Annotated in this window: 21 protein-coding genes; 10 read left to right on the top strand and 11 right to left on the bottom strand. The window is 67.4% G+C overall.

Translation table 11 applies throughout. The features are described from left to right. Positions 1 to 33: 33 nt before the first annotated feature. Both AC5Y31_RS18995 and AC5Y31_RS18990 read right to left on the bottom strand, forming a co-directional pair. Positions 34 to 915, bottom strand: coding sequence for an enoyl-CoA hydratase/isomerase family protein (locus tag AC5Y31_RS18995; protein WP_301633682.1), 882 nt, complete (start codon positions 913 to 915; stop codon positions 34 to 36). After that, positions 912 to 1598, bottom strand: coding sequence for a hotdog family protein (locus tag AC5Y31_RS18990; RefSeq protein ID WP_499982158.1), 687 nt, complete (start codon positions 1596 to 1598; stop codon positions 912 to 914). Before AC5Y31_RS18990 ends, AC5Y31_RS18995 begins: the two co-directional genes overlap by 4 nt. Before the next feature lie 80 nt (positions 1599 to 1678). Here AC5Y31_RS18990 and AC5Y31_RS18985 point away from each other — a divergent pair, with 80 nt between their 5' ends. From AC5Y31_RS18985 to AC5Y31_RS18955, 7 genes are read left to right on the top strand one after another with little or no spacing between them, the layout of a single operon-like run. Further along, positions 1679 to 2518 (top strand): enoyl-CoA hydratase-related protein, encoded by an 840-nt coding sequence (locus tag AC5Y31_RS18985; RefSeq protein WP_301633679.1) that lies wholly within the window; start codon positions 1679 to 1681, stop codon positions 2516 to 2518. Between the two features lie 17 nt (positions 2519 to 2535). After that, positions 2536 to 3342, top strand: coding sequence for an enoyl-CoA hydratase/isomerase family protein (locus AC5Y31_RS18980; protein ID WP_301633676.1), 807 nt, complete (start codon positions 2536 to 2538; stop codon positions 3340 to 3342). A 5-nt stretch (positions 3343 to 3347) separates the two neighbouring features. Next, the gene (locus AC5Y31_RS18975) at positions 3348 to 4130 is read left to right on the top strand and encodes an enoyl-CoA hydratase/isomerase family protein (protein WP_499982151.1); all 783 of its coding nucleotides are present in this window, start codon (positions 3348 to 3350) and stop codon (positions 4128 to 4130) included. After that, positions 4130 to 5590 carry a class I adenylate-forming enzyme family protein gene (locus AC5Y31_RS18970; RefSeq protein WP_499982149.1) on the top strand — a complete coding sequence of 487 codons (1461 nt, stop codon included), beginning with the start codon at positions 4130 to 4132 and terminating at the stop codon, positions 5588 to 5590. Before AC5Y31_RS18975 ends, AC5Y31_RS18970 begins: the two co-directional genes overlap by 1 nt. Continuing rightward, positions 5580 to 7103 (top strand): class I adenylate-forming enzyme family protein, encoded by a 1524-nt coding sequence (locus AC5Y31_RS18965; protein WP_301633672.1) that lies wholly within the window; start codon positions 5580 to 5582, stop codon positions 7101 to 7103. Before AC5Y31_RS18970 ends, AC5Y31_RS18965 begins: the two co-directional genes overlap by 11 nt. Then, the gene (locus tag AC5Y31_RS18960) at positions 7096 to 8622 is read left to right on the top strand and encodes a class I adenylate-forming enzyme family protein (RefSeq protein WP_301633670.1); all 1527 of its coding nucleotides are present in this window, start codon (positions 7096 to 7098) and stop codon (positions 8620 to 8622) included. The genes AC5Y31_RS18965 and AC5Y31_RS18960 overlap by 8 nt, the downstream gene beginning before the upstream one ends. A 19-nt stretch (positions 8623 to 8641) precedes the next feature. Beyond that, positions 8642 to 9250: a carboxymuconolactone decarboxylase family protein gene (locus tag AC5Y31_RS18955; protein ID WP_301633668.1), complete on the top strand. Its 609-nt coding sequence runs from the start codon at positions 8642 to 8644 to the stop codon at positions 9248 to 9250. Here AC5Y31_RS18955 and AC5Y31_RS18950 read toward each other — a convergent pair. From AC5Y31_RS18950 to fabG, 4 genes are read right to left on the bottom strand one after another with little or no spacing between them, the layout of a single operon-like run. Continuing rightward, positions 9234 to 9929 carry a GntR family transcriptional regulator gene (locus AC5Y31_RS18950; RefSeq protein ID WP_301633666.1) on the bottom strand — a complete coding sequence of 232 codons (696 nt, stop codon included), beginning with the start codon at positions 9927 to 9929 and terminating at the stop codon, positions 9234 to 9236. The genes AC5Y31_RS18955 and AC5Y31_RS18950 overlap by 17 nt on opposite strands. A gap of 3 nt (positions 9930 to 9932) precedes the next feature. Then, positions 9933 to 11126, bottom strand: a complete 1194-nt coding sequence (locus AC5Y31_RS18945; protein ID WP_499982148.1) for an acyl-CoA dehydrogenase family protein — start codon at positions 11124 to 11126, stop codon at positions 9933 to 9935. Next, a complete protein-coding gene (locus AC5Y31_RS18940) occupies positions 11123 to 12346 on the bottom strand; it encodes an acetyl-CoA C-acetyltransferase (RefSeq protein ID WP_301633662.1) in 1224 nt (407 codons plus the stop codon). Before AC5Y31_RS18940 ends, AC5Y31_RS18945 begins: the two co-directional genes overlap by 4 nt. Then, the gene (gene fabG, locus AC5Y31_RS18935) at positions 12343 to 13128 is read right to left on the bottom strand and encodes a 3-oxoacyl-ACP reductase FabG (RefSeq protein ID WP_301633660.1); all 786 of its coding nucleotides are present in this window, start codon (positions 13126 to 13128) and stop codon (positions 12343 to 12345) included. The genes AC5Y31_RS18940 and fabG overlap by 4 nt, the downstream gene beginning before the upstream one ends. 59 nt (positions 13129 to 13187) lie before the next feature. Here fabG and AC5Y31_RS18930 point away from each other — a divergent pair, with 59 nt between their 5' ends. From AC5Y31_RS18930 to AC5Y31_RS18920, 3 genes are read left to right on the top strand one after another with little or no spacing between them, the layout of a single operon-like run. Further along, the gene (locus AC5Y31_RS18930) at positions 13188 to 14351 is read left to right on the top strand and encodes an acyl-CoA dehydrogenase family protein (protein WP_499982147.1); all 1164 of its coding nucleotides are present in this window, start codon (positions 13188 to 13190) and stop codon (positions 14349 to 14351) included. A 22-nt stretch (positions 14352 to 14373) separates the two neighbouring features. Further along, positions 14374 to 15195 (top strand): mycofactocin-coupled SDR family oxidoreductase, encoded by an 822-nt coding sequence (locus AC5Y31_RS18925; protein ID WP_065023272.1) that lies wholly within the window; start codon positions 14374 to 14376, stop codon positions 15193 to 15195. Positions 15196 to 15202: 7 nt separating this feature from the next. Then, on the top strand, positions 15203 to 16675 hold the full coding sequence (locus AC5Y31_RS18920; protein ID WP_301633654.1) for an ANL family adenylate-forming protein: 1473 nt from the start codon (positions 15203 to 15205) through the stop codon (positions 16673 to 16675). Here AC5Y31_RS18920 and AC5Y31_RS18915 read toward each other — a convergent pair. The 5 genes from AC5Y31_RS18915 to AC5Y31_RS18895 form a co-directional block, all read right to left on the bottom strand. Continuing rightward, entirely contained in the window at positions 16670 to 17848 is a 1179-nt protein-coding gene (locus AC5Y31_RS18915) for a cytochrome P450 (protein ID WP_301633652.1), read from the bottom strand. The genes AC5Y31_RS18920 and AC5Y31_RS18915 overlap by 6 nt on opposite strands. A 165-nt stretch (positions 17849 to 18013) precedes the next feature. After that, a complete protein-coding gene (locus AC5Y31_RS18910; protein WP_064853206.1) occupies positions 18014 to 18418 on the bottom strand; it encodes a hypothetical protein in 405 nt (134 codons plus the stop codon). Between the two features lie 15 nt (positions 18419 to 18433). Then, a complete protein-coding gene (locus AC5Y31_RS18905; protein WP_065023270.1) occupies positions 18434 to 19120 on the bottom strand; it encodes a hypothetical protein in 687 nt (228 codons plus the stop codon). Continuing rightward, entirely contained in the window at positions 19117 to 19248 is a 132-nt protein-coding gene (locus AC5Y31_RS18900) for a hypothetical protein (protein ID WP_267887450.1), read from the bottom strand. The genes AC5Y31_RS18905 and AC5Y31_RS18900 overlap by 4 nt, the downstream gene beginning before the upstream one ends. A gap of 14 nt (positions 19249 to 19262) precedes the next feature. Continuing rightward, positions 19263 to 20054, bottom strand: coding sequence for a CbbQ/NirQ/NorQ/GpvN family protein (locus tag AC5Y31_RS18895; RefSeq protein WP_499982140.1), 792 nt, complete (start codon positions 20052 to 20054; stop codon positions 19263 to 19265). Positions 20055 to 20056 lie beyond the last annotated feature (2 nt).

The raw sequence follows: 20056 nt of genomic DNA, 5'->3' as shown, positions 1-20056 counted from the left end.
CCGGTGCGCGGCGGGTGGGCCCGCCGGAGCGACTCAAGGCTCCGGCACGTGAAAGTGCTCATCACGCAGCCGAAACGCCTCCTTGGTGCCGTGCTGCGCGCGCGTCTTGACGAAGTTGAATTCGCCCGGCGCGAACTGCAGGTTGGTGCCGTAGGCGTGAAACAGATAGCTGGCCACCTCTTCGCCCTGATACGCCTGGCTCTGCTCGACGAGCCGGAACGCCTCTTTGGCGATGACCACCCCGTCGGCGGGCATCTTGGCCGCCTTGCACGCCCAGTACCGCGCCCGCGCCGTCACCGCCGCCGGATCGCACGTCTCAGTGAACACGCCCAGATGCTCGACCGCGCCGGCCTCGATGATGTCGCCGGTCAACAGCAGTCGCCGCGCCAGCACCGGGCCCAGACGATGGAAGAACATGTGCAGACTGCCCAGGGCCGGGCCCAGAAAGCGGGTGGCCGGCATGCCGATCTTGGTGTCGCGCGCGATCACCGAGATGTCGGTCATCAGTGCCATCTCGAAACCGCCGCCCAGGGCGTAGCCGCTGATCTCACCCACGGTGACCTTCGGAAAGCCCATCAGGTTGTGGTAAAAGCCGAACGCCTTGCGGTCGACGGTGAGCCGCCGGCGCTGGCTCGGGCGGCCCTTGGCCGCCAAACCCGGCGCTTCGCCACGCTCGCCGTACCAGCCGTAGGCGTTGTTCATGTCGGCGCCGGTGCTGAACACGCCCTCGGCGCCCCGAAGCAGCACCACCACGACGTCATCGTCTTCGGCGACGCGGTCCAGATAACGGGCGATCGCGTCTCGCATCGCAGCATCGTAGGAATTTCGGCGACCGGGGTTGTTCAAGGTGATGGTGGCGATCCGGCCGTCGGGATCGACATCGAAGTGCACGCGGCCATCGGTGCCATCGCTCATCGCTTGGACTCCTCACTGGGCCGTCTGCGGCCGAATCGGTTGGGACTCACCTGCTCCGGCGTCATCGCAGCGGTGGTGACCTCGCCGGTGCACAGCACCTCACCGCGATGCAGAAGCCGCGCGGTCAAGGCGATCCCGCGCTCGACCTCACTCCGCACGATGTCGAAGTCCAATTCGGTGAGAATGGGCGTCGGGCGACGGTAGGTGACCAACAGCGAACGGGTGCGGCCGGCCAGACCCGCCGCGCAGCTGTGATGCTGGGTCACGCAATCGAAGAACACCCCGAGGAACCCGCCGTGTACCAGCCCGGGCGGACCTTCGTACACCACCGGGAAACTGACACGCCCGGCGGCAGTTTCGGCATCCAGGTGGTCGAACCGGTACTCCGGAAAGCAGGGGTTGAACGCGCCGACGTCGAAGGCATGGTTGAGATAGACCCGCCCGCCCTCGTCCTGCTCGAGCCGCGGCGTCGGCGAAGCCGGCGCGTGGGCAGCCAGCTGCCGTTCCCAGTCGGTGAATCGTTCCAGCATCTCGTCCACCACCGGGTGCGGGTGCTCCAGTGCGAGCAGCATGCCCGCCACCCGCCGCAGGGCGCCGGCCGCCGCAACGGTCTGCTCAAGCGGCTGCTCGCCGAACCGGTCGCTGCCAGCCGAAACCGCCGAGGTGCCTGAACCGTCCGCCATGGGCCCTTCCCCCGTCGAATCCCGGTCGAATCGCGCCAATCGTATCGCCTACTGTAGCCCTCACGATATACCGTTGAAGGATGGACACCACAGTGGCCGATTCCCCCGATCCCGGGTCCGGCTCCGCGACCGACGGCTCGGTGGCGGTGCTGCGCGACGGTGCGCTGCTCCGGCTCACCCTGGTTCGTCCGGATCGCCGCAATTCGCTCAGCCCGCCGATGACCGAGGCGCTGATCAACGCCCTGACCGGGGCGGCCAGTGATGATGCCCTGCGCGTCATCCACCTGACCGGCTCCGGTGCGGACTTTTGCGCGGGAGCGGACTGGGTCGCCACTAACTCGACCGGCCAGCGACCCCGCACCGGTGATCTGGTTCGGCGCATCCCGCACGCCGCGCATCGGGTGATCGAACTGCTGCACACCATCCAGCTGCCGGTGGTGTGCAGCGTCCGGGGGTGGGCGGTCGGGTTGGGCTGCAATCTGGCGCTGGCCGCCGACTTCACCGTCGCCGCGACCGACGCCGTCTTCTGGGAGCCGTTCCTGGCGCGCGGATTCAGCCCCGACTCGGGCGCCACCTGGTTGCTGCCGCGCCTGGTCGGACTGGCCCGAGCCAAACGCATGTTGCTGCTCGGTGAGAAGGTCAGCGGAGCTTCGGCGCAAGACTGGGGATTGATACATCAGGCGGTGGAACCGACAGCGGTCGACTCTGTCACCGAAGAACTGCTGGGACGTTTGGTCGACGGACCCACGGTCGCGATCGGCCTGACCAAGCAGGGACTGCACTACGGGCAGCACGCGACGCTGCCGCAAGCCATGACGCAGGAGTTGTTCAACCTCGAACTCAGCTGCCGCACTGCAGATTTCAAAGAGGGACTCGCAGCGTTCACCCAGCGGCGTCCGCCGGGCTTCACCGGCCGCTGACCAGAAGGGATCCGGCTATGCCGACGTTCGACACCATCACCTATGAGCTCGACGGGCACACCGCGACGATCACGCTGAACCGCCCCGAGGCGCTCAACGCGCTGAGCCCGCACATGGTCACCGAGCTGCGGGCCGCCTACGCCGAGGCCGAGAACGACGACCGGGTGTGGCTGCTCATCGTGACCGGTACCGGGCGGGCGTTCTGCACCGGCGCAGACGTCAAGGCGATTCCCGGCGATGGCAAGGTGATCAACGAGCGGCCGTACCTGTCCACCTACGAGCAGTGGGAGGCCCCGCAGGAGGGCACGCCGCCGTTCCGGACGATGGCCAAGCCGGTCCTGGCCGCGATCAACGGAATATGTTGCGGCGCCGGCCTGGACTGGGTGACCACCGGCGACATCGTGATCGCCTCCGAGCGTGCCACCTTCTTCGATCCGCACGTCTCGATCGGGCTGGTCGCCGGCCGCGAGGTGGTGCGGTTGGCCCGGGTACTGCCCCGCTCGGTCGCGCTGCGGATGGCGATGATGGGCCGCCACGAGCGGATGGACGCCCAGCGGGCCTACGACCTCGGGATGATCAGCGAGGTGGTGGAGCACGACCGTCTATTGGAGCGTGCGCACGAGATCGCGGGCATCCTCAACTCCAATGCTCCGCTGGCGGTGCGCGGAACCCGGCTGGCGATCCTCAAGGGCCTCGACCTGCCGCTGCACGAGGCCGAGATGCTCGCCGAAGCGTTCCGGGAGCGCAACCTGCACACCGAGGATTCGCTGGAGGGCCCCAAAGCCTTCGTCGAGAAGCGGGCACCGGAATGGCAGTGCCGATGAAACCGATGACTTTCGAGACCATCCTCCTCGACGTCGATCGCACCGACCGGGTCGCCACCATCACGCTGAACCGGCCGGATCGGCTCAACGCCTTCAACCGCACCATGTGCGAGGAGATGACCGCCGCGTGGCGCATCGTCAAACTCGACACGGACGTCAACGCCGTCGTGCTGCGAGCCGCCGGCGACCGCGCCTTCAGCGCCGGACTGGACATCAAGTCCTCCTACGGGCAGCCCGACAATGTCTGGAATCACGAGGATCCCGGCGAGGCGCTGAGCCCCAAGTGGCAGAAGATGTTCAAGCCGGTGATCTGCGCGGTGCAGGGCATCTGCACCGCGGGCGCGTTCTACTTCGTCAACGAATCCGACGTGGTGATCTGTTCGACCGAGGCGACGTTCTTCGACTCGCACGTCTCGGCCGGGCTGGTCAGTGCACTCGAACCGATCGGTCTGATGCGCCGCATCGGGTTGGGCGAGACTCTGCGGATCGCGCTGATGGGTAACGACGAGCGAGTCAGCGCCGAGACCGCACTGCGCATCGGCCTGGTCTCCGAAGTGACAGCGCCCGAACAACTCTGGGCGCGAGCACATGAGATCGCGGCCATCATCGCGGCCAAACCGCCGTCGGCGACCCAGGGCACGGTCAAGGCGATCTGGGAGTCGCTCGACAAGCCGTACCGCGCCGCACTGGACCAGGGGCTGATCTACACCCGGCTGGGCAACCCGCTGGGCAAGGCCGAGCTCGACGCGCAGTCAACCCGCCCTGCGACCGCGCCGCGGATCCGCTGATGACGCACCCACTCAGCGAACGGATCGCCGCGGTGCTCGACCTGCAGCCCGAAGCGCCCGCCTTCGAGTACGCCGGCCAGTGGTTCTCCTGGTCGCAGCTGGACGTTTCGGCACGGCGCATCGCGGAATTGACCGGTGGCGGCAAGGTCGGGATCCTGCTGCGCAACCGTCCCCCGCAGCTGGCCGCGCTGCTCGGAGTGCTGTTGGCCGGGGGCTGCGTGGTGGTGATCAATCCGTCGCGCGGTGACGAACGCACCCGCGCGGACATCGCCGCGCTCGAGCTGCCGCTGATCATCGGCGAACCGGACGATCTGGCTGCGCTGGTCACGGCGACACCGCACACCGCGACGGTGTCCCTCTCCGACGTGGATGCCGAGCCGCAGGTGACCGCGGCCGCTACGCCCGGCCTGGAAGCCGGCCCGGATTCCGGCCGTCCCGGCGTGGCGGTGTGGATGCTCACCAGCGGGACGACCGGGCCTCCCAAGCGCATCGATCTGAGCTACGACATGTTGGCGCACAGTGTGCTCGGTCCGGCACCGACGGAGCTGCGGAGCGGTGTCGCGATCGTCAACGCCCCGCTGGTGCACATCGGCGGGGTGTTCCGGATCCTGCAGTGCGTCACCGAGGCGAGACCGTTTGTGCTGCTGGACCGCTTCGAGCTGGACCGCTGGGCCGATGCGGTGCGCAAGTATCGACCGCGCGCGGTGTCGCTGGTGCCCGCGGCGCTGCGGATGGTGCTGCACTCGACACTGAGCCGCGAGGATCTGTCCAGCATCCGCGCGGTCACCTCGGGTACCGCGCCGCTGTCGGCCGACGACGCCGACGCGTTCACCGAGAAGTTCGGCATCCCGGTGCTCACCTCCTATGCGGCAACGGAGTTCGGCGGCGGGGTGGCCGGCTGGACACTCGCCGACTACCAGCGGTTCTGGCGTGACAAGCGCGGCAGCGTGGGCCGGGCCAGCCTCGGGGCGCACTTGCGGGTGGTCGGCGACGACGGGTCTCCACTGGGACCCGATGAGCCCGGACTGCTCGAGGTCAAACCGGGACAGCTCGGACCAGACGCGGACTGGATGCGCACCACCGACCTGGCCCGCATCGACGCCGACGGCTTCTTGTGGATCCTGGGCCGGGCGGATCAGGCCATCATTCGCGGTGGATTCAAAGTGATGCCCGATGATGTCCGCGCCGCACTGGAGGCCCACCCGGCGGTCAAAGGCGCTGCTGTCGTGGGGCGTGCGGATGACCGCCTCGGCCAAACCCCGGTCGCCGCGGTCGAACTGCGCACGGGTGCTGCCGCCGACGCCGAGACGCTCGTCGCCTTTCTGAGCACCCGATTGGCGCGCTACGAGATACCGACCGACATCGCGATCGTCGACGCGCTGCCGCGCACGCCCTCGGGCAAGGCCGACCTGGGCGCGGTGCAGGCGCTCATCGGCGCGCAGGGACAGCATGCCCTCTAAAGAGGCAGTCACGCTGCCCGGAATCCTGTGCACTCAAGCCCGTTCGCGTGGCTCCCACGCACTGCTGGTCTGCGACACGGAGCGGATCAGCTACGCCGACGCCGCACAGCGTTCCGCGGGCTTGTCCGGCCGGCTCGTTGCACTCGGGGCCGGCAGAGGCACGCACATCGGCCTGCTGTATCCCAACGGTGCCGCCTTCGTGGTCGGCATGCTGGCCGCGGCCCGCATCGGCGCGGTGGTGGTGCCCTTCCCCACCTTCGCCACCGCGCCGGAGCTGCGCCGCCAATTGGCCCACAGCGATGTGCGGATTCTGCTGGCCGCCACGTCCTACCGGTCCCACGACTATCGGCAGCGGCTTGCCGAGGCACTCCCGGATGCCGATATCGATGACGAGGCAACGCTGTTCAGCGTTCACGCGCCACAGCTGCGGCAGGTGGTGTTCGGCGCCGATGCGGCCGGTGTCGACGGCCCGGTCGCACTGGAAACGCTCGAAAGTGATGTCGACGGCAGCGATCCGCTGGCCATCATCTACACCTCGGGCTCGACCGGCGCTCCCAAAGGGGTGGTGCACACCCACGCCGGCCTGCTCGGTCACCAACGCAATCTCAACGAGATCCGCGGGCTCACCGCGTCCGATGTCCTGTTCTGCAACTCACCGTTCTTCTGGATCGGTGGCTTCGCCTTCGCGCTGCTGGCCAGCATGCTGGCCGGGTCGACGCTGCTGTGCTCCAATGCCAGCGACCCGGAGGCCGCACTGGACCTGCTCGAAGCCGAGAAACCCACTGTCACAAACGGTTTTGTCAGCGGAATTTCCGCGCTGACGCAGCATCCCAGCCTGGCCCGCCGGGACCTGTCCACGCTGCGCCGCGGCAACCTGTACCCGATCATGAACCCGGCGTCGCGTCCCAGCGACCCGGAGCTGCGGCACAACATGCTGGGGCTGACCGAAACCGGCGGCGTGGTGCTGATCAGCGATGACGACACCGACCAGCCCGAACACCGGCGCGGCAGCTTCGGCAGGCCGGCGCCCGGGTTCGAGTGCCGCGTCAAGGCCGGTGAGTTGTTGGTACGCGGACGGTACCTGATGCAGCGTTACCACAAGCGCAGCCGGGAGGAAACCTTCGACGCCGACGGCTGGTTCCACACCGGGGACCTGGTCCGCACCGATGCCGACGGGTTCTACTACTACCTGGGCCGGCGGGACGCGCTGATCAAGACCGCCGGCGCCAATGTGTCACCGGCCGAAGTGGAACGCGCCATCGCGAAGGTGACCGGGGGCGCCGTCGCCCATGTGGTCGGTGTCCCCGACTCCGACCGCGGACAGCTGGTGGGCGCCGTCGTCGTGCAGGGGGATGTGCATCCGGATCTGGAGTCGCTGCCAGAACTGCTGAAGCCGGAGCTGTCGGCCTACAAGATCCCGCGCCGCTTCACCACGCTTCCTGCTGCCGAGATCCCACTGCTGACCAGCGGCAAAGTCGACCGCCTCAGGTTGGCGGAGGTCTTCGATGTCTGACGCCGCGACGATCGACGCCCTGGTCCGATTCCGGGCCGGCTCACACGCGGACAAGCCCGCGGTCATCGATCCGGCCGGCCGGCTCAGCTACGCCGAGCTCGACGCGTCGTCGCGGGAGCTGGCGGCGGTCTTCGTGCAGGCCGGCGTCGGCAAGGGGACCCGGGTCGGGCTGATCATGCCCAACGGCCTCGACTGGGTGCGAACCGCGATCGCGCTGACCCGCATCGGCGCGGTACTGGTTCCGCTGAGCACCCTGCTGACTCCACCGGAGCTGACCGCCCAACTCCGCGTCGCCGCGGTGCAGTTCCTGGTCAGTGTCGAAGAGTTCCGTGGCCGCCGCTACCTCGACGGCCTGGATACGGCTCATGCGCCCCTACCTGCGCTGCAACAGATCTGGGCAACAGACCGATTGGCCGCCGCCGACCCCGCCGAGGCCGGGCCCGCCGGAATCGTCGACGCGCTGGCCGCAAGCGTTGCGCCCAGCGATCCGCTGGTGATCATGTTCACCTCCGGCAGCAGCGGCCCGCCGAAAGGGGTGCTGCATTCGCACGGCAGCGCACTGGGCGCCGTGCGCGCCGGTCTGGCGGCCCGCTGCATCGACACCGACACCCGGCTGTATCTGCCGATGCCGTTCTTCTGGGTCGGCGGTTTCGGCGGCGGCGTGCTGTCGGCGCTGCTGGCCGGGGCAACCCTGGTCACCGAAGAGATCCCCCAGCCCGCGACCACCCTGAAACTGCTGGAATCCGAACAGGTCACGCTGTTTCGCGGCTGGCCGGATCAGGCCGAAACCCTGGCCCGTCATCGCGGGGCCGCCGACCTGTCGGCGCTGCGGCCCGGCAGCCTGGAGGCGCTGCTTGCTCCGGAGTTGCGCTCGCAGCCCGGGGCGCGGGCCAACCTGTTCGGGATGACCGAGTCGTTCGGGCCGTACTGTGGCTACGCCGCCGACACCGACATGCCGCGGTCGGCCTGGGGAAGCTGCGGAAAGCCGTTCGACGGCATGGAGGTTCGGATCGTCGACGCCGACACCGGTGTCCCGGTGCCGGCCGGCACGATCGGCATGATTCAGCTGCGCGGACCGCATATCCTGCGCGGCATCTGCCGGCGCAGCCGCGAAGAGACGTTCACCGTCGACGGCTTCTACCCCACCGGCGATCTGGGCCGCCTCGACGACGACGGGTTCCTGTTCTACCACGGCAGATCCGACGACATGTTCAAGGTCAGCGGCGCCACCGTGTACCCGAGCGAGGTGGAGAAGGCTTTGCGAGCCATCGACGGGGTGGAGGCTGTCTTCGTGACCAACGTGCCCGACGCCGGCCGCGACCGAGTCGGAGCGGTGGTGACCGGCGATGCGCTGGGGGTCGAGCAGTTGCGGGAGCAGGCCCGCGCGCTGCTGAGCCCGTTCAAGGTGCCGACACTGTGGCTGCTGGTCTCAAGTCCCGACGCCGTGCCACGCGGGCCGACCGGCAAGGTCGACAAGCGCCGGCTGCGGGAGATGTTGGCCGAGGCGAATTACCTATAAGTCGAGGAAAGAAACTGATATGCCACGAATCGATCCAGTCAAGCCCAAAGACTTCTCGGAGGAGTTCCGAGCCGCCCTGGCAATGTTGCGACCGCCGAACCCGCGTCATCAGCCACTGCCCACGACGGACCGGCCGAAGGCACTCAACACCCTCGGGACGCTCGCCCATCACCCCGAACTGGCCCGCGCTTATTTCACGTTCAACGGTCACCTGCTGCTGGGTACGACGCTGACTGCGCGGCAACGCGAGATGGTCGTCATGCGAGTGGCCGCGCTGCGCAAGTCCGGTTACGAGTGGTACCAACACCTTTTCATCTCGCGAGACGTCGGCCTGACCGACGAGGAGATCGGACGCATCGCCTACGGCCCCGACGCCCCGCTGTGGAGCGCACTGGAGGCCAACATCTTGCGCGCGGTCGACGAGATCATCCTGGACGGCGGGATCCGCGAAACCACCGTGACAGCGCTCAAAGCCGAGTTCGATACCCGCCAGCTGCTGGATCTGGTCTTCACCGCCGGTGGTTACGACATCCTGGCACGCATGTTCAAGTCGTTCGACGTCGCCATCGACGATGACATTCCCGAGCTGATGAGCCGATACGATCAGCTCTTCACCGAGGAGCGCTGAGCTTCTTCGCCGACTCCACCACGCCGCGCTCGACGAGGTGCTCGAGCATCGGCGCCGCACCGGCCGCCAGATGCTCGGCCATCGCGGCGCGGGCCAGCTCCTCGTCACGCTTGGCCAGGGCCGCCAACACCGCGCGGTGGTGCCTGGTCGACTTGGCCGGCCAGCCCGAGACGGTAGGAAACACCGATTCCGGTGCGTAGCGGGTGATCTGGTACATCAGCTGGGCAAGCTTGGGCGAGTCGGCCGCGACGTTGATGGCGCGGTGGAACTCATGGTTGAGCCGCACCGCGGCCTCTTCGTCGTCGCCGGCATAGGCGGATTCGAGTTGGTCCTGGATGTCTTCGAGCTCACGCAGCTGGTCATCGGTGATGCCGGCCGCCGCCCGCGCGGCGAGTTCACCACCGATATGCGCCTGGACATCGGAGACATCGGTGATGTCACGCTGGGTCACCGGCAGCACCACGAATCCGCGGTGCGGCTGCTGGTCGAGCAACCCTTCGGCGCGCAGCCCGAACAGCGCCTCACGCACCGGGGTCACGCTGACACCCAGCTCGGCCGCCAGTTGGTCCAGCCGCACGTACGCTCCGGCGGCGTAGTCCCCGTTGAAGATCCGCTTACGCACGAAGCGGGCCACATCCTCGGAGAGCTGTGACCGCGCCGGGAATTCCGGGACGCTCACCGGTCAGACCCGGTAGTCGGCGAGCAGCCGCTTGCTGATGATCTGCTTCTGGATCTCGCTGGTGCCCTCACCGATCAGCAGGAACGGGGCGTCACGCATCAACCGTTCGATCTCGTACTCCTTGGAATAGCCGTAGCCGCCGTGTATCCGGAAACTCTGCTGGGTGACCTCCGAGCAGAATTCGCTGGCGAGGTACTTGGCCATCCCCGCGGCGACGTCGTTGCGCTCCCCGGAGTCCTTGAGCCGGGCCGCATTGACCATCATCAAATGTGCCGCTTCGACTTTGGTGGCCATCTCGGCGAGCTCGAAGGCGATCGCCTGGTGCTCGGCGATCGGCTTGCCGAAGGTTTCGCGCTGCTGGGCGTAGCGCACCGCGAGTTCGAACGCCCGGATTCCCACCCCGCACGCCCGGGCCGACACGTTGACCCGGCCGACTTCGATGCCGTCCATCATCTGGAAGAAGCCCTGCCCGGGCGCCCCGCCCAGCACGTCGTCGGCAGCGGCGGCGTACCCGTCGAAAATCAGCTCGGTGGTGTCGATGCCCTTGTAGCCAAGCTTGTCGATCTTGCCCGGGATGATCAGTCCGGGTAGGACTTCGCCGAAGCCGACCGGCTTTTCCACCAGGAACGCGGTCAGGTTGCGGTGCGGTTTGTCGGCCCCCTCGTCGGTGCGCACCAGCACCGCGATCAGGGTGGAACTACCGCCGTTGGTCAGCCACATCTTCTGTCCGCTGATGGTGTATCCGCCGTCTGCCTGTCGGGTGGCGCGGGTGCGGATCGCCGCAACGTCCGAACCCAATTCGGGCTCGGACATCGAGAATGCGCCCCGGGTCTCACCGGTCGCCATCCGCGGCAGGAAACGCTGCTTCTGCTCGTCGGTGCCGTGTTGGCGCAGCATGTAGGCGACGATGAAATGGGTGTTCAGCACGCCGGAGACACTCATCCAGCCGCGAGCCAGCTCTTCGACGCAGAGCGCGTAGGTGAGCAGCGATTCCCCCAGACCGCCGTACTCCTCGGGGATCATCAGGCCGAACAGGCCCATGTCGCGCATCGCGTCGACGATGGTCTGCGGGTAGCTGTCGGTGCGCTCCAGCTCGGCCGCCGCCGGAATGACGTCCTTGTCCACGAAACGGCGGACGGTGTCGAGGATCTCGGTCTGGAACTCGGTGAGCCCCAGGGTCTGGGCGAGCTTGGTCACCGCGCACCTACCCTTTCAAAGATTGCGGCCAATCCCTGGCCGCCGCCGATGCACATGGTCTCCAGCCCGTAGCGGGCACCGCGGCGGTTGAGCTCGCGGGCCAGCGTGGCCAGCATCCGCCCGCCGGTGGCGCCGACCGGATGCCCCAGCGAGATCCCCGAACCGTGCACGTTGGTGCGTTCGCGATCCGCGGCACCGAATTTCCACTCGGCCATCACCGCTAGAGCCTGGGCGGCGAAGGCCTCGTTGAGTTCGATCAGGTCGATGTCGGCCAGCCGAAGCCCGGCCTTCTGCAGAGCGACATCGGTCGCCGGCACCGGGCCGATTCCCATGACGTTGGGCGGGACTCCGGCAACACCCCACGACACCAGCCGAACCAGCGGCGTCAAGCCCAGCTGCTCGGCCTTCTCCGGCGTGGTCACCACGCACATCGACGCGGCGTCGTTCTGGCCGCTGGAATTGCCCGCGGTGACGGTGGCCTCCGGGTCACTTTTGCCCAGAACGGGTTTCAGTTTGCTCAGGGACTCCACCGAGGTGTCGGCCCGCGGGTGCTCATCGGTGTCGATGTGTTCCTCACCGGCGCGGGCGCGCACGGTGACACCGATGATCTCCTCGGCGAGCACACCGGACTGCTGAGCCGCCACCGCACGCCGGTGCGAGGTCACGGCCAGCTCGTCCTGTTCGGCGCGGGAGATGCCGTATTCGCGGCGCAAATTCTCGGCGGTCTCCAGCATGCCGCCGGGTACCGGGTAGTGCCGGCCGCCGGCGGTCGTGCGGCCGCGGGCCAGTCCGTCGTGCACCCGGACGCCACCGCGGGCCCCGCCCCAGCGCATATCGGTGGAGTAGAACGCCACGTTGCTCATGCTCTCGGCGCCGCCGGCGATCACCACCTCGCAGTCGCCGCTGCCGACCTGCAGGCAGGCCTGCAGCACCGCTTGCAGTCCCGAGCCGCAGCGGCGGTCGACCTGCATCCCCGGAACCGTCACCGGCAGACCGGAATCCAACGCGATCACCCGCCCGATGGCCGGCGCCTCACTGCTGGGATAGCAATGCCCCAGCACCACGTCGTCGATGGCCTCGGCGGCCAGTCCGGTGCGGTTCAGCAGGCCTTTCAGCGCGGCGACGCCGAGCTCGACGGCGGTCAACGACTTGAACATCCCGCCGTAGCGGCCGATCGGGGTGCGGACCGGCTCGCAGATCACCGCCTCGCGGGCGCTCATAGGTGCCTGCCGCCGGTCACCTCGAGCACCGTGCCGGTCATATACGAGGAGAGGTCGGAAGCCAGGAACAGTGCGACGCTCGCGACCTCGTCGGGCTCACCGGCCCGGCCCAACGGAACCTCGGCCACCTTGGAGTCCCAAATACGCTGCGGCATCGCCTCGGTCATCGCCGAGCGGATCAGGCCCGGCTGGATCGCGTTCACCCGCACCCCCAGGTACGCCAGTTCCTTGCTGGCGGCCTTGGTCATGCCGACGATGCCGGCCTTGGCCGCCGAGTAATTCGTCTGCCCGACCATGCCGACCTTGCCGGAGATCGAGGACATGTTGACGATGGCGCCGCGCTTCTGCTCGCGCATGATCGCCGCCGCCGCACGCAGTCCGTTCCAAGTGCCCTTGAGGTGCACGGAGATGACCTGGTCGAACTGCTCCTCGGTCATCTTGCGCATGGTGGCGTCGCGGGTGATACCGGCGTTGTTCACCATGATGTCCAGCCCGCCGAATGTCTCCACAGCGGCCGCGACCAAGGCGTCGACCTCGGCGGAACTGGTGACATCGCAGCGGACCGCCCGGGCCACCTCGGATCCGCCCAACTGTGCTGCGGCCTCCTCGGTGGCCGCCAGGTTCACATCGCCGAGCACCACCCGGGCGCCTTCGGCGATGAATCGCTGCGCGATGGCGAGACCCAGACCCTGGGCGCCGCCGGTGATGACCGCCGTTTGACCGGTCAGCAAGGACACTGCATCACCTGCCTTCTCCGAGATGTTTGCGTCATCATATTTCATATATGATCTTCGTCGGTAGCCGGTCGTTCCCGTGTCGGACGTAAGGAGAAGCGGCGTCAATGAGTGAAGTCAGCGACGAGGATTTCGCCGAGATCCTGTCCCAGACCCGCCGATTCGTCCGCAGCTCCGTTGTCCCGCGCGAGGCCGAGATCCTCGCCGACGACCGGGTTCCCGACGACCTGCGCGAGCAAGCCAAGGCGATGGGCCTGTTCGGCTACGCCATCCCGCAACAGTGGGGCGGGCTGGGCCTGGACCTGCGCCAGGACGTCGAACTGGCCATGGAGTTGGGCTACACGTCGCTGGCGGTGCGCTCGATGTTCGGCACCAACAACGGGATCGCCGGTCAGGTACTGGTCGGGTTCGGCACCGAGGAACAGAAATCCCGGTGGCTGGCGCCCATCGCCTCCGGTGAGGTCGTCGCCTCCTTCGCCCTCACCGAGCCCGGCGCCGGCTCCAACCCGGCCGGGCTGCTGACCAAGGCGCTCCGCGACGGTTCGGACTGGCTGATCACCGGGCAGAAGCGGTTTATCACCAACGCCCCGACGGCAGATCTGTTCATCGTCTTCGCCCGCACCCGTCCGGCCGACGACCAGGGCGCCGGTATCGCGGTCTTTCTGGTGCCTGCCGACGCCCCCGGTGTCGTGGTAAGCCCCAAGGACGCCAAGATGGGTCAGGAAGGCGCCTGGACCGCCGATGTCGGCTTCACCGACGTGCGGGTCCCCGACGCGGCGCTGGTCGGCGGCAGCGAAGATCTCGGCTACCGGGCGGCGCTGACATCGCTGGCGCGCGGCCGGGTGCACATCGCCGCACTGGCGGTCGGTGCCGCCCAGCGTGCCCTCGACGAATCGGTGGCCTACGCCGCCACGGCCACCCAGGGCGGTACCCCGATCGGCAATTTCCAACTCGTGCAGGCGATGCTCGCCGACCAGCAAACCGGTGTGCTGGCCGGTCGGGCCATGGTTCGGGACGCGGCGCGCATGTGGGTCACCGATGAGGACCGGCGGATCGCCCCGTCGGCGGCCAAACTGTTCTGCACCGAGATGGCCGGCAAGGTCGCCGATCTGGCGGTGCAGATCCACGGCGGCTCCGGCTACATGCGTGGGGTACCGGTCGAACGCATCTACCGCGACGTCCGGCTGCTGCGGCTCTATGAGGGCACCAGCGAGATCCAGCGCCTGATCATCGGTTCGGGCCTGGTCAAAGCCGCGCAACGACAAGCGTGAATCACCAACGGAGGGAACAGCAATGACGGGACGATTGGCCGACAAGGTCGCGTTCATCACCGGCGCGGCACGCGGGCAGGGGCGTGCGCATGCGGTGCGGATGGCCGCCGAGGGCGCCGACATCATCGCGATCGACGTGGCCGGCAAGCTCCCGGACTGTGTGCCCTACAACCCGGCGAGCCCGGAGGACCTGGCCGAAACAGTGCGCCTGGTGCAGGCCACCGGTCGGCGCATCGTGTCCGCCGTGGTCGACACCCGCGACTACGACGGGTTGCGCGAGGCCGTCGCCGACGGGGTCGCCACCCTGGGGCGGCTGGACGTCATCGTCGCCAACGCCGGTGTCGCGGCCCCGCAGGCCTGGGATGCGATCACCCCGGAGAACTTTCGCGATGTGCTGGACATCAATGTGACGGGCACCTGGAACACCGTGATGGCCGGTGCGCAGCACATCATCGACGGGGGCCGCGGCGGCTCGATCGTCTTGATCAGCTCGGCGGCCGGGATCAAGATGCAGCCGTTCATGGTGCACTACACCGCCAGCAAGCATGCTGTTACCGGGATGGCCCGCGCCTTCGCCGCCGAACTGGGTAAGCACGGGATCCGGGTCAACAGCGTGCATCCCGGCCCGGTCAACACCGACATGGGCACCGGCGACATGGTCAGCGCACTGGGTCAGGCCATGGAAACCAACCCGCAGTTGTCGCACATGCTCACGCCGTTTCTGCCCATCTGGGTGGCCGAACCGGAGGACATCGCCGGCACGGTGTGTTGGCTGGCTGGCGACGACTCGCGCAATGTCACCGCCGCCGCGGTTCCGGTGGACCAGGGCTGCACCCAGTACTGAGGCAGTCATGGAACGGTTCTGCGCAGCCCTGTCCGCGGGCCTGAACAGCTACGGCGCAGCACCGTGCATCGAGTTCGAGCGAACCTGGTACTCGGGCAACGACATCACCGGCTACCTCGCGTCGGTCGAAAACCTGTTGGCCGAGGCCGGAATCGCTGCCGGCGAGCCGGTCGGTGTCGTGGTGCGCAACCGGGTTCCGCATGCCGCGGTGATCCTGGGGTTCATCGCCGCCGGACGCCCGGTCACGATGATCTACTCCTACCAATCGGCCGAATCCATCGCCCGCGACATCACCGCGCTGCGCCTGTCGGCGATCCTGGCCGACCGGCAGGACTGGACCGCACCGGTGCGCCGGGCCGCCGAGCAGATCGGGGCCGCGGGACTGGCCTTGATCCCGCGGCCGCTCGCCGTGCAGACCGTCATGCCACGCGCCAGCGAGATCCGGCCCGAGCCCGCACTCGCGGCCGGGCTGCACATCCTGACCAGCGGCACCACCGGAGCGCCCAAGCGGGTAGCCATACCGATGTCGGCGCTGCAGCACACGGTGCTGACCATGACCGTGGGCCAATCTCCCTCGCCCGACGATCCGCCCGAACTGGTGTATTGGCCGTTCGGCAGCATTGGCGTCTGTCAACTGCTGGTCGGCCCCTACCTCGGCAAGCGGGTGGTGCTGCTGGAGAAGTTCACCGTCGACGAGTGGGTGCGGGCGGTGAAGACCTACCGGATCAGGCGCACCGGCGTCCAGCCGGCAATGCTGCGAATGCTGCTCGACGCCGACGTCGCCGAAGCAGACCTTGCCTCGCTGGAGTATCTGCCTGGCGGCTCCGGACCGCTGGAGCCGGCGCTACGCGAGGAGTTCGAACGCCGCTACCGAATACCACTGTTGTGGGCTTACGGCGCAACGGAATTCGCGGGATCGGTATGCGCCTGGACCCCGGAGCTGTTTCGACGCTACCGCGATACCAAGGCGGCCAGTTCCGGCAAGCCGCTGCCGGGCGTGCAGGTTCGCATCGTCGACGCGGACACCGGCGCGGCGCTGCCGATCGGTGAGCGCGGGGTTCTGGAGGCCCGGGTGGAGGTGCTCGGCCCGGAGTGGATCCGCACCACCGATCTGGCGTCGGTGGATTCCGACGGGTTCGTCACGCTGCACGGCAGAGCCGACGGTGCGATCAACCGCGGTGGTTTCAAGATCCTGCCGGAGACGGTGCGCGCGGTGTTGGTCTCACATCCGGCCGTTCGCGACGCCTGCGTGGTCGGCATCCCCGACCGGCGGCTGGGCCAAGTTCCAGCGGCTGCAGTCGAACTGCGGCACGGTGGCGCCACCCCCTCGGCCGAGGAGCTGATGACGCTGGTCCGCGACGCACTGCCCAGCCATCATGTGCCGGTGGCGATCGTCGTCGTCGAACAACTGCCGCGCAATGCCGCGCTCAAAGTGCGGCCCGCCGATGTCGCCGCGCTGTTCGACGCGCGACGGTCATGAGTGCGGCCCGAGCCTGAGCGGTAGCGCGGGCAGCGCGCACGTCGCCGACGGCCAGGTGATCTCTGGTACGAAACCCGGCACGAGCCCGAAATCGGGAATGCGGGCCAGCCATTCCGAGACCACGAGCCTAAGCTCCATACGAGCGAGGTGTGAGCCCAGACAGCGGTGTGGCCCGCCGCCGAACCCCCAGTGTTTGTGCACCTTTCCATCGAGGATGAGTTCATTCCCGGAAAACTCGTCGCTGCCGTCTCGATTGATCGCACCGAGGCAGAGGCGGACCTGGGCGCCCGCGGGAATCTCAACGCCGGCGATGGTGACCGCGCGTGTCGTCGCTCTCCCGACGACGGGTGCCGCAGGTTCGAGGCGGATCATCTCCTCCACGAAGACCGCGACACCGCCGGGATCGTCGCGCAATTCCGTACGCAACCCGGGTCGGCGGGCCAGTTCCAGCATCGTCATACCGATCATTGCGGTGACGGTGTCCAGCCCGGCCAGCACGAACACCAGGGACAGTCCGATGGCCTCGTCGTCGTCGAGCGGGTCTGCGCCGCGCAATAGTTCCGAGAGAATGCCGGGACGCGGTTCCTTGCGTTGTCGCGCAACCGCTTCCGTGAGGTAGCCGAACAGCTCAACCGTCGGGGTCAGATCCACGCTAGCGGGGTCGTCGGTCAGACCCAACGCGATGATCGCGTCCTTCCAGGCGACCAGGCAGTCCCGATCCTCCAGTGGCAAACCGAACAGCGTGAGGAACACCTGCGAGGGGTAGGGGGTGGCCAATTCGGCCATCACCTCACACCGATCGTGCTCGGCGATCTCGGCGATGATCTCGGCGGCCTGCGACTGCAGCGACGGCAGCAGGGCCATCAGGGTCTGGGGGCTGAAGTAGCGATGCAGCAGCTGCCGGTACCGGGTGTGGTCGGGCGGGTCGAACCCCAATGGCACCAGCGGAACCGGGCTGATCATGTCGTCGTAGGGGATCCTCGAGGAGAAGACCTCCCAGTTACGCAGCGCGGCAAGCACATCATCACGTCGGGTGAGGTAGTACGCGCCCTCGCCGTACACCACGGGCCCGAGATCATGCAGCGCCGCCCACCCTTTACCACGATCATGGGCCATCGGCAGGTCGGCGTAGGCGAAGTGCGGCAGTGCCGGCGCTACATGCATATCGGTCATGACCGCGCCGGACTGCACGGCTGGGCCGATCCCGGGTCCAGATGCAGCACCTGGCCGGGCGGCGCGGCGCAGACCGCAGAAACGGTGTTGTCGGCGAGATGCCGGATACCGCCCCGCCCGACATCGCCAGTCCTCCGCTGCATAACCCGTAGCTTGTCCGGCACCTCAACCACCCTGCTGTTGTGCGGCTTGCTGTCTGGCCAGCCGGGCCTCGTAGCGGTCGACCAGTTCCCGGAAGCCGAGCCGGTCATACTGCGGGACGGGCTGAATCCCCCAGATGTCCTTGGCGGTGTCCTTGCCCTCAGCCCCCTCGGGAGGTCCGAGCGGCGGGTAAGGGTACTTGCACTCGAGGGTGTCGTCGGAGTAGCGCACCTTGAGCAACTCGCTACAGATCTGGGTGAGGCTCAGCGTCGGGTAACCGTAGTAGACCGCCATGAACGGCAAGGTGAAAGCGCCTTCGATGACGAGCGCGACCAGACACACCAAGGTGGCGCGCTTGATCCAGGTGTGCATACGGGCGTAGTAGGGCGTGGTGCCCGGGGGCAAGTCTTCGGCGGCAGGGGTTTCCATCGTGGCGCTCCTTGGTCAGTCGGTGAAGATTTCGCGATTCACCGTGTGCAGATACGGAATGGCGAGGAAGGGGGTGATGTAGAAGATGTCGTAGAGCCACCAGCCGATAACGGGGAAGATCACCCCGGCGAACCGCACGTCGGCGAACATAGTCATGTTGAACACGTAGAGAATCCAGATCAGGACGCCCATCCAGCAGGTGACGATCATCCATTGGTGGCCCCAGCGCTTCATCTGCAAGAAGCCGATCGCCGCGGCGCAGCGCATCGCGAACACCGTGAGGATCATGCCGAAGACCATGGATTTCTCCCCGGGCCCGGCAGCACCGCCGACCCACAGTTCGTTGTAGTGCCAGAAATAGCCGGCATCGAACATGTGACCCCAGCCGATCATCAGCACCCGGTTGATCAGGGTGTGGTTGGCGACCAGATCCAGCGACCAGCCCAGGCTGTTGAGCATGCCGTCGATCAGTACCAGGTAACCGATCAGGGTGACGATCATGGGCCGCACCGACAGGCCCGCCCGCTGGGCCTCGCGCTGCAACCACACCCCGCGCATGAAGATCGGGAAGCCGATCAACCCCGGCGCCCACATACCCATGAGCGCCGCTCCGACGATCATCCATTTGTCGGCCTGCCACTGGGCGAGACGGGACTGCTCCTGATGCTCGTGCAGACCGACCGGCGAATTAGCGGTGGTCACAAGTACCACCAACCCCGTTCGAACGACATGTACAGCTGGATCAGGAACATCGTGAGCAGGTAGCCGTAGATGACGATCTGGAAGACGATCAGGGCCCGCTTGCGTTTCCGCTCTCTCTGGTCGGCCATTTCGGATTTCCTTTCTAAAGCTTGTCGGCGTCGAGCAGAACTGCGGCCGCGATTTCGCGCAGCCCTTCACTGATGGCCCCATCGGTGCTCAGCGGCGCAAGGATGCATGCTTCGGCCGCCTCCAGTTCGCCGGCGCCGGCCGCGATGAGCTGCGCCGCGGTGACCAGGGCCCGGGTCGAGGGCGGCTCGAAGTGGAACGCCTCGTCGGCGGTGCGGATGGCGATAGCGCACTGCACGAGTCGCTGCGCGGCGGCGAGCTCGATGCCCGTCTCCGCGACCACGGCCTGCGCCTCCCGTTCGGGGGGAAGGTAGGTCATCGGCAAGGTGGCGAAGCGCTGCCGGAATGACGGTTTGAGCTCTTTCAACGAACTCCGGTACGCCGGGTTGTAGGAGCACACGAGCATGAAATCGTCTGGCGCCCGGATCACTTCGTCGGCGCGGTCCAGATACAGGGTGCGCCGATGATCGGTGAGCGAGTGCAGAATCGCCAGTGAGTCATGACGCGCCTCGACCACTTCGTCGAGGTAGCAGATGGCACCGGTTTTGACCGCCCTGGTCAGTGGTCCGTCGATCCAGGTGACGTCACCGCCGGTCACCATGAAGCGTCCGACGAGATCTGAGCTGGTCAGGTCATCATGGCAGCTGATGGTGACGACGGGCCGCCCCAGCAGCGATCCCATATGCTCGACGAACCGGGTCTTACCGCAGCCGGTAGGACCGGTCAGCATCACCGGAGTCTTCCGAGTGAAGGCCAGCTCGAAGAGTCGGACCTCGTTTCCGTTCGAATAGTATGTGTCGCTACTCATGT

The sequence above is a fragment of the Mycobacterium sp. NGS18 genome, assembly GCF_059813185.1.
Note: the sequence above shows the minus strand (reverse complement) of the source record. Positions and strands in the feature narration are given on the sequence as shown.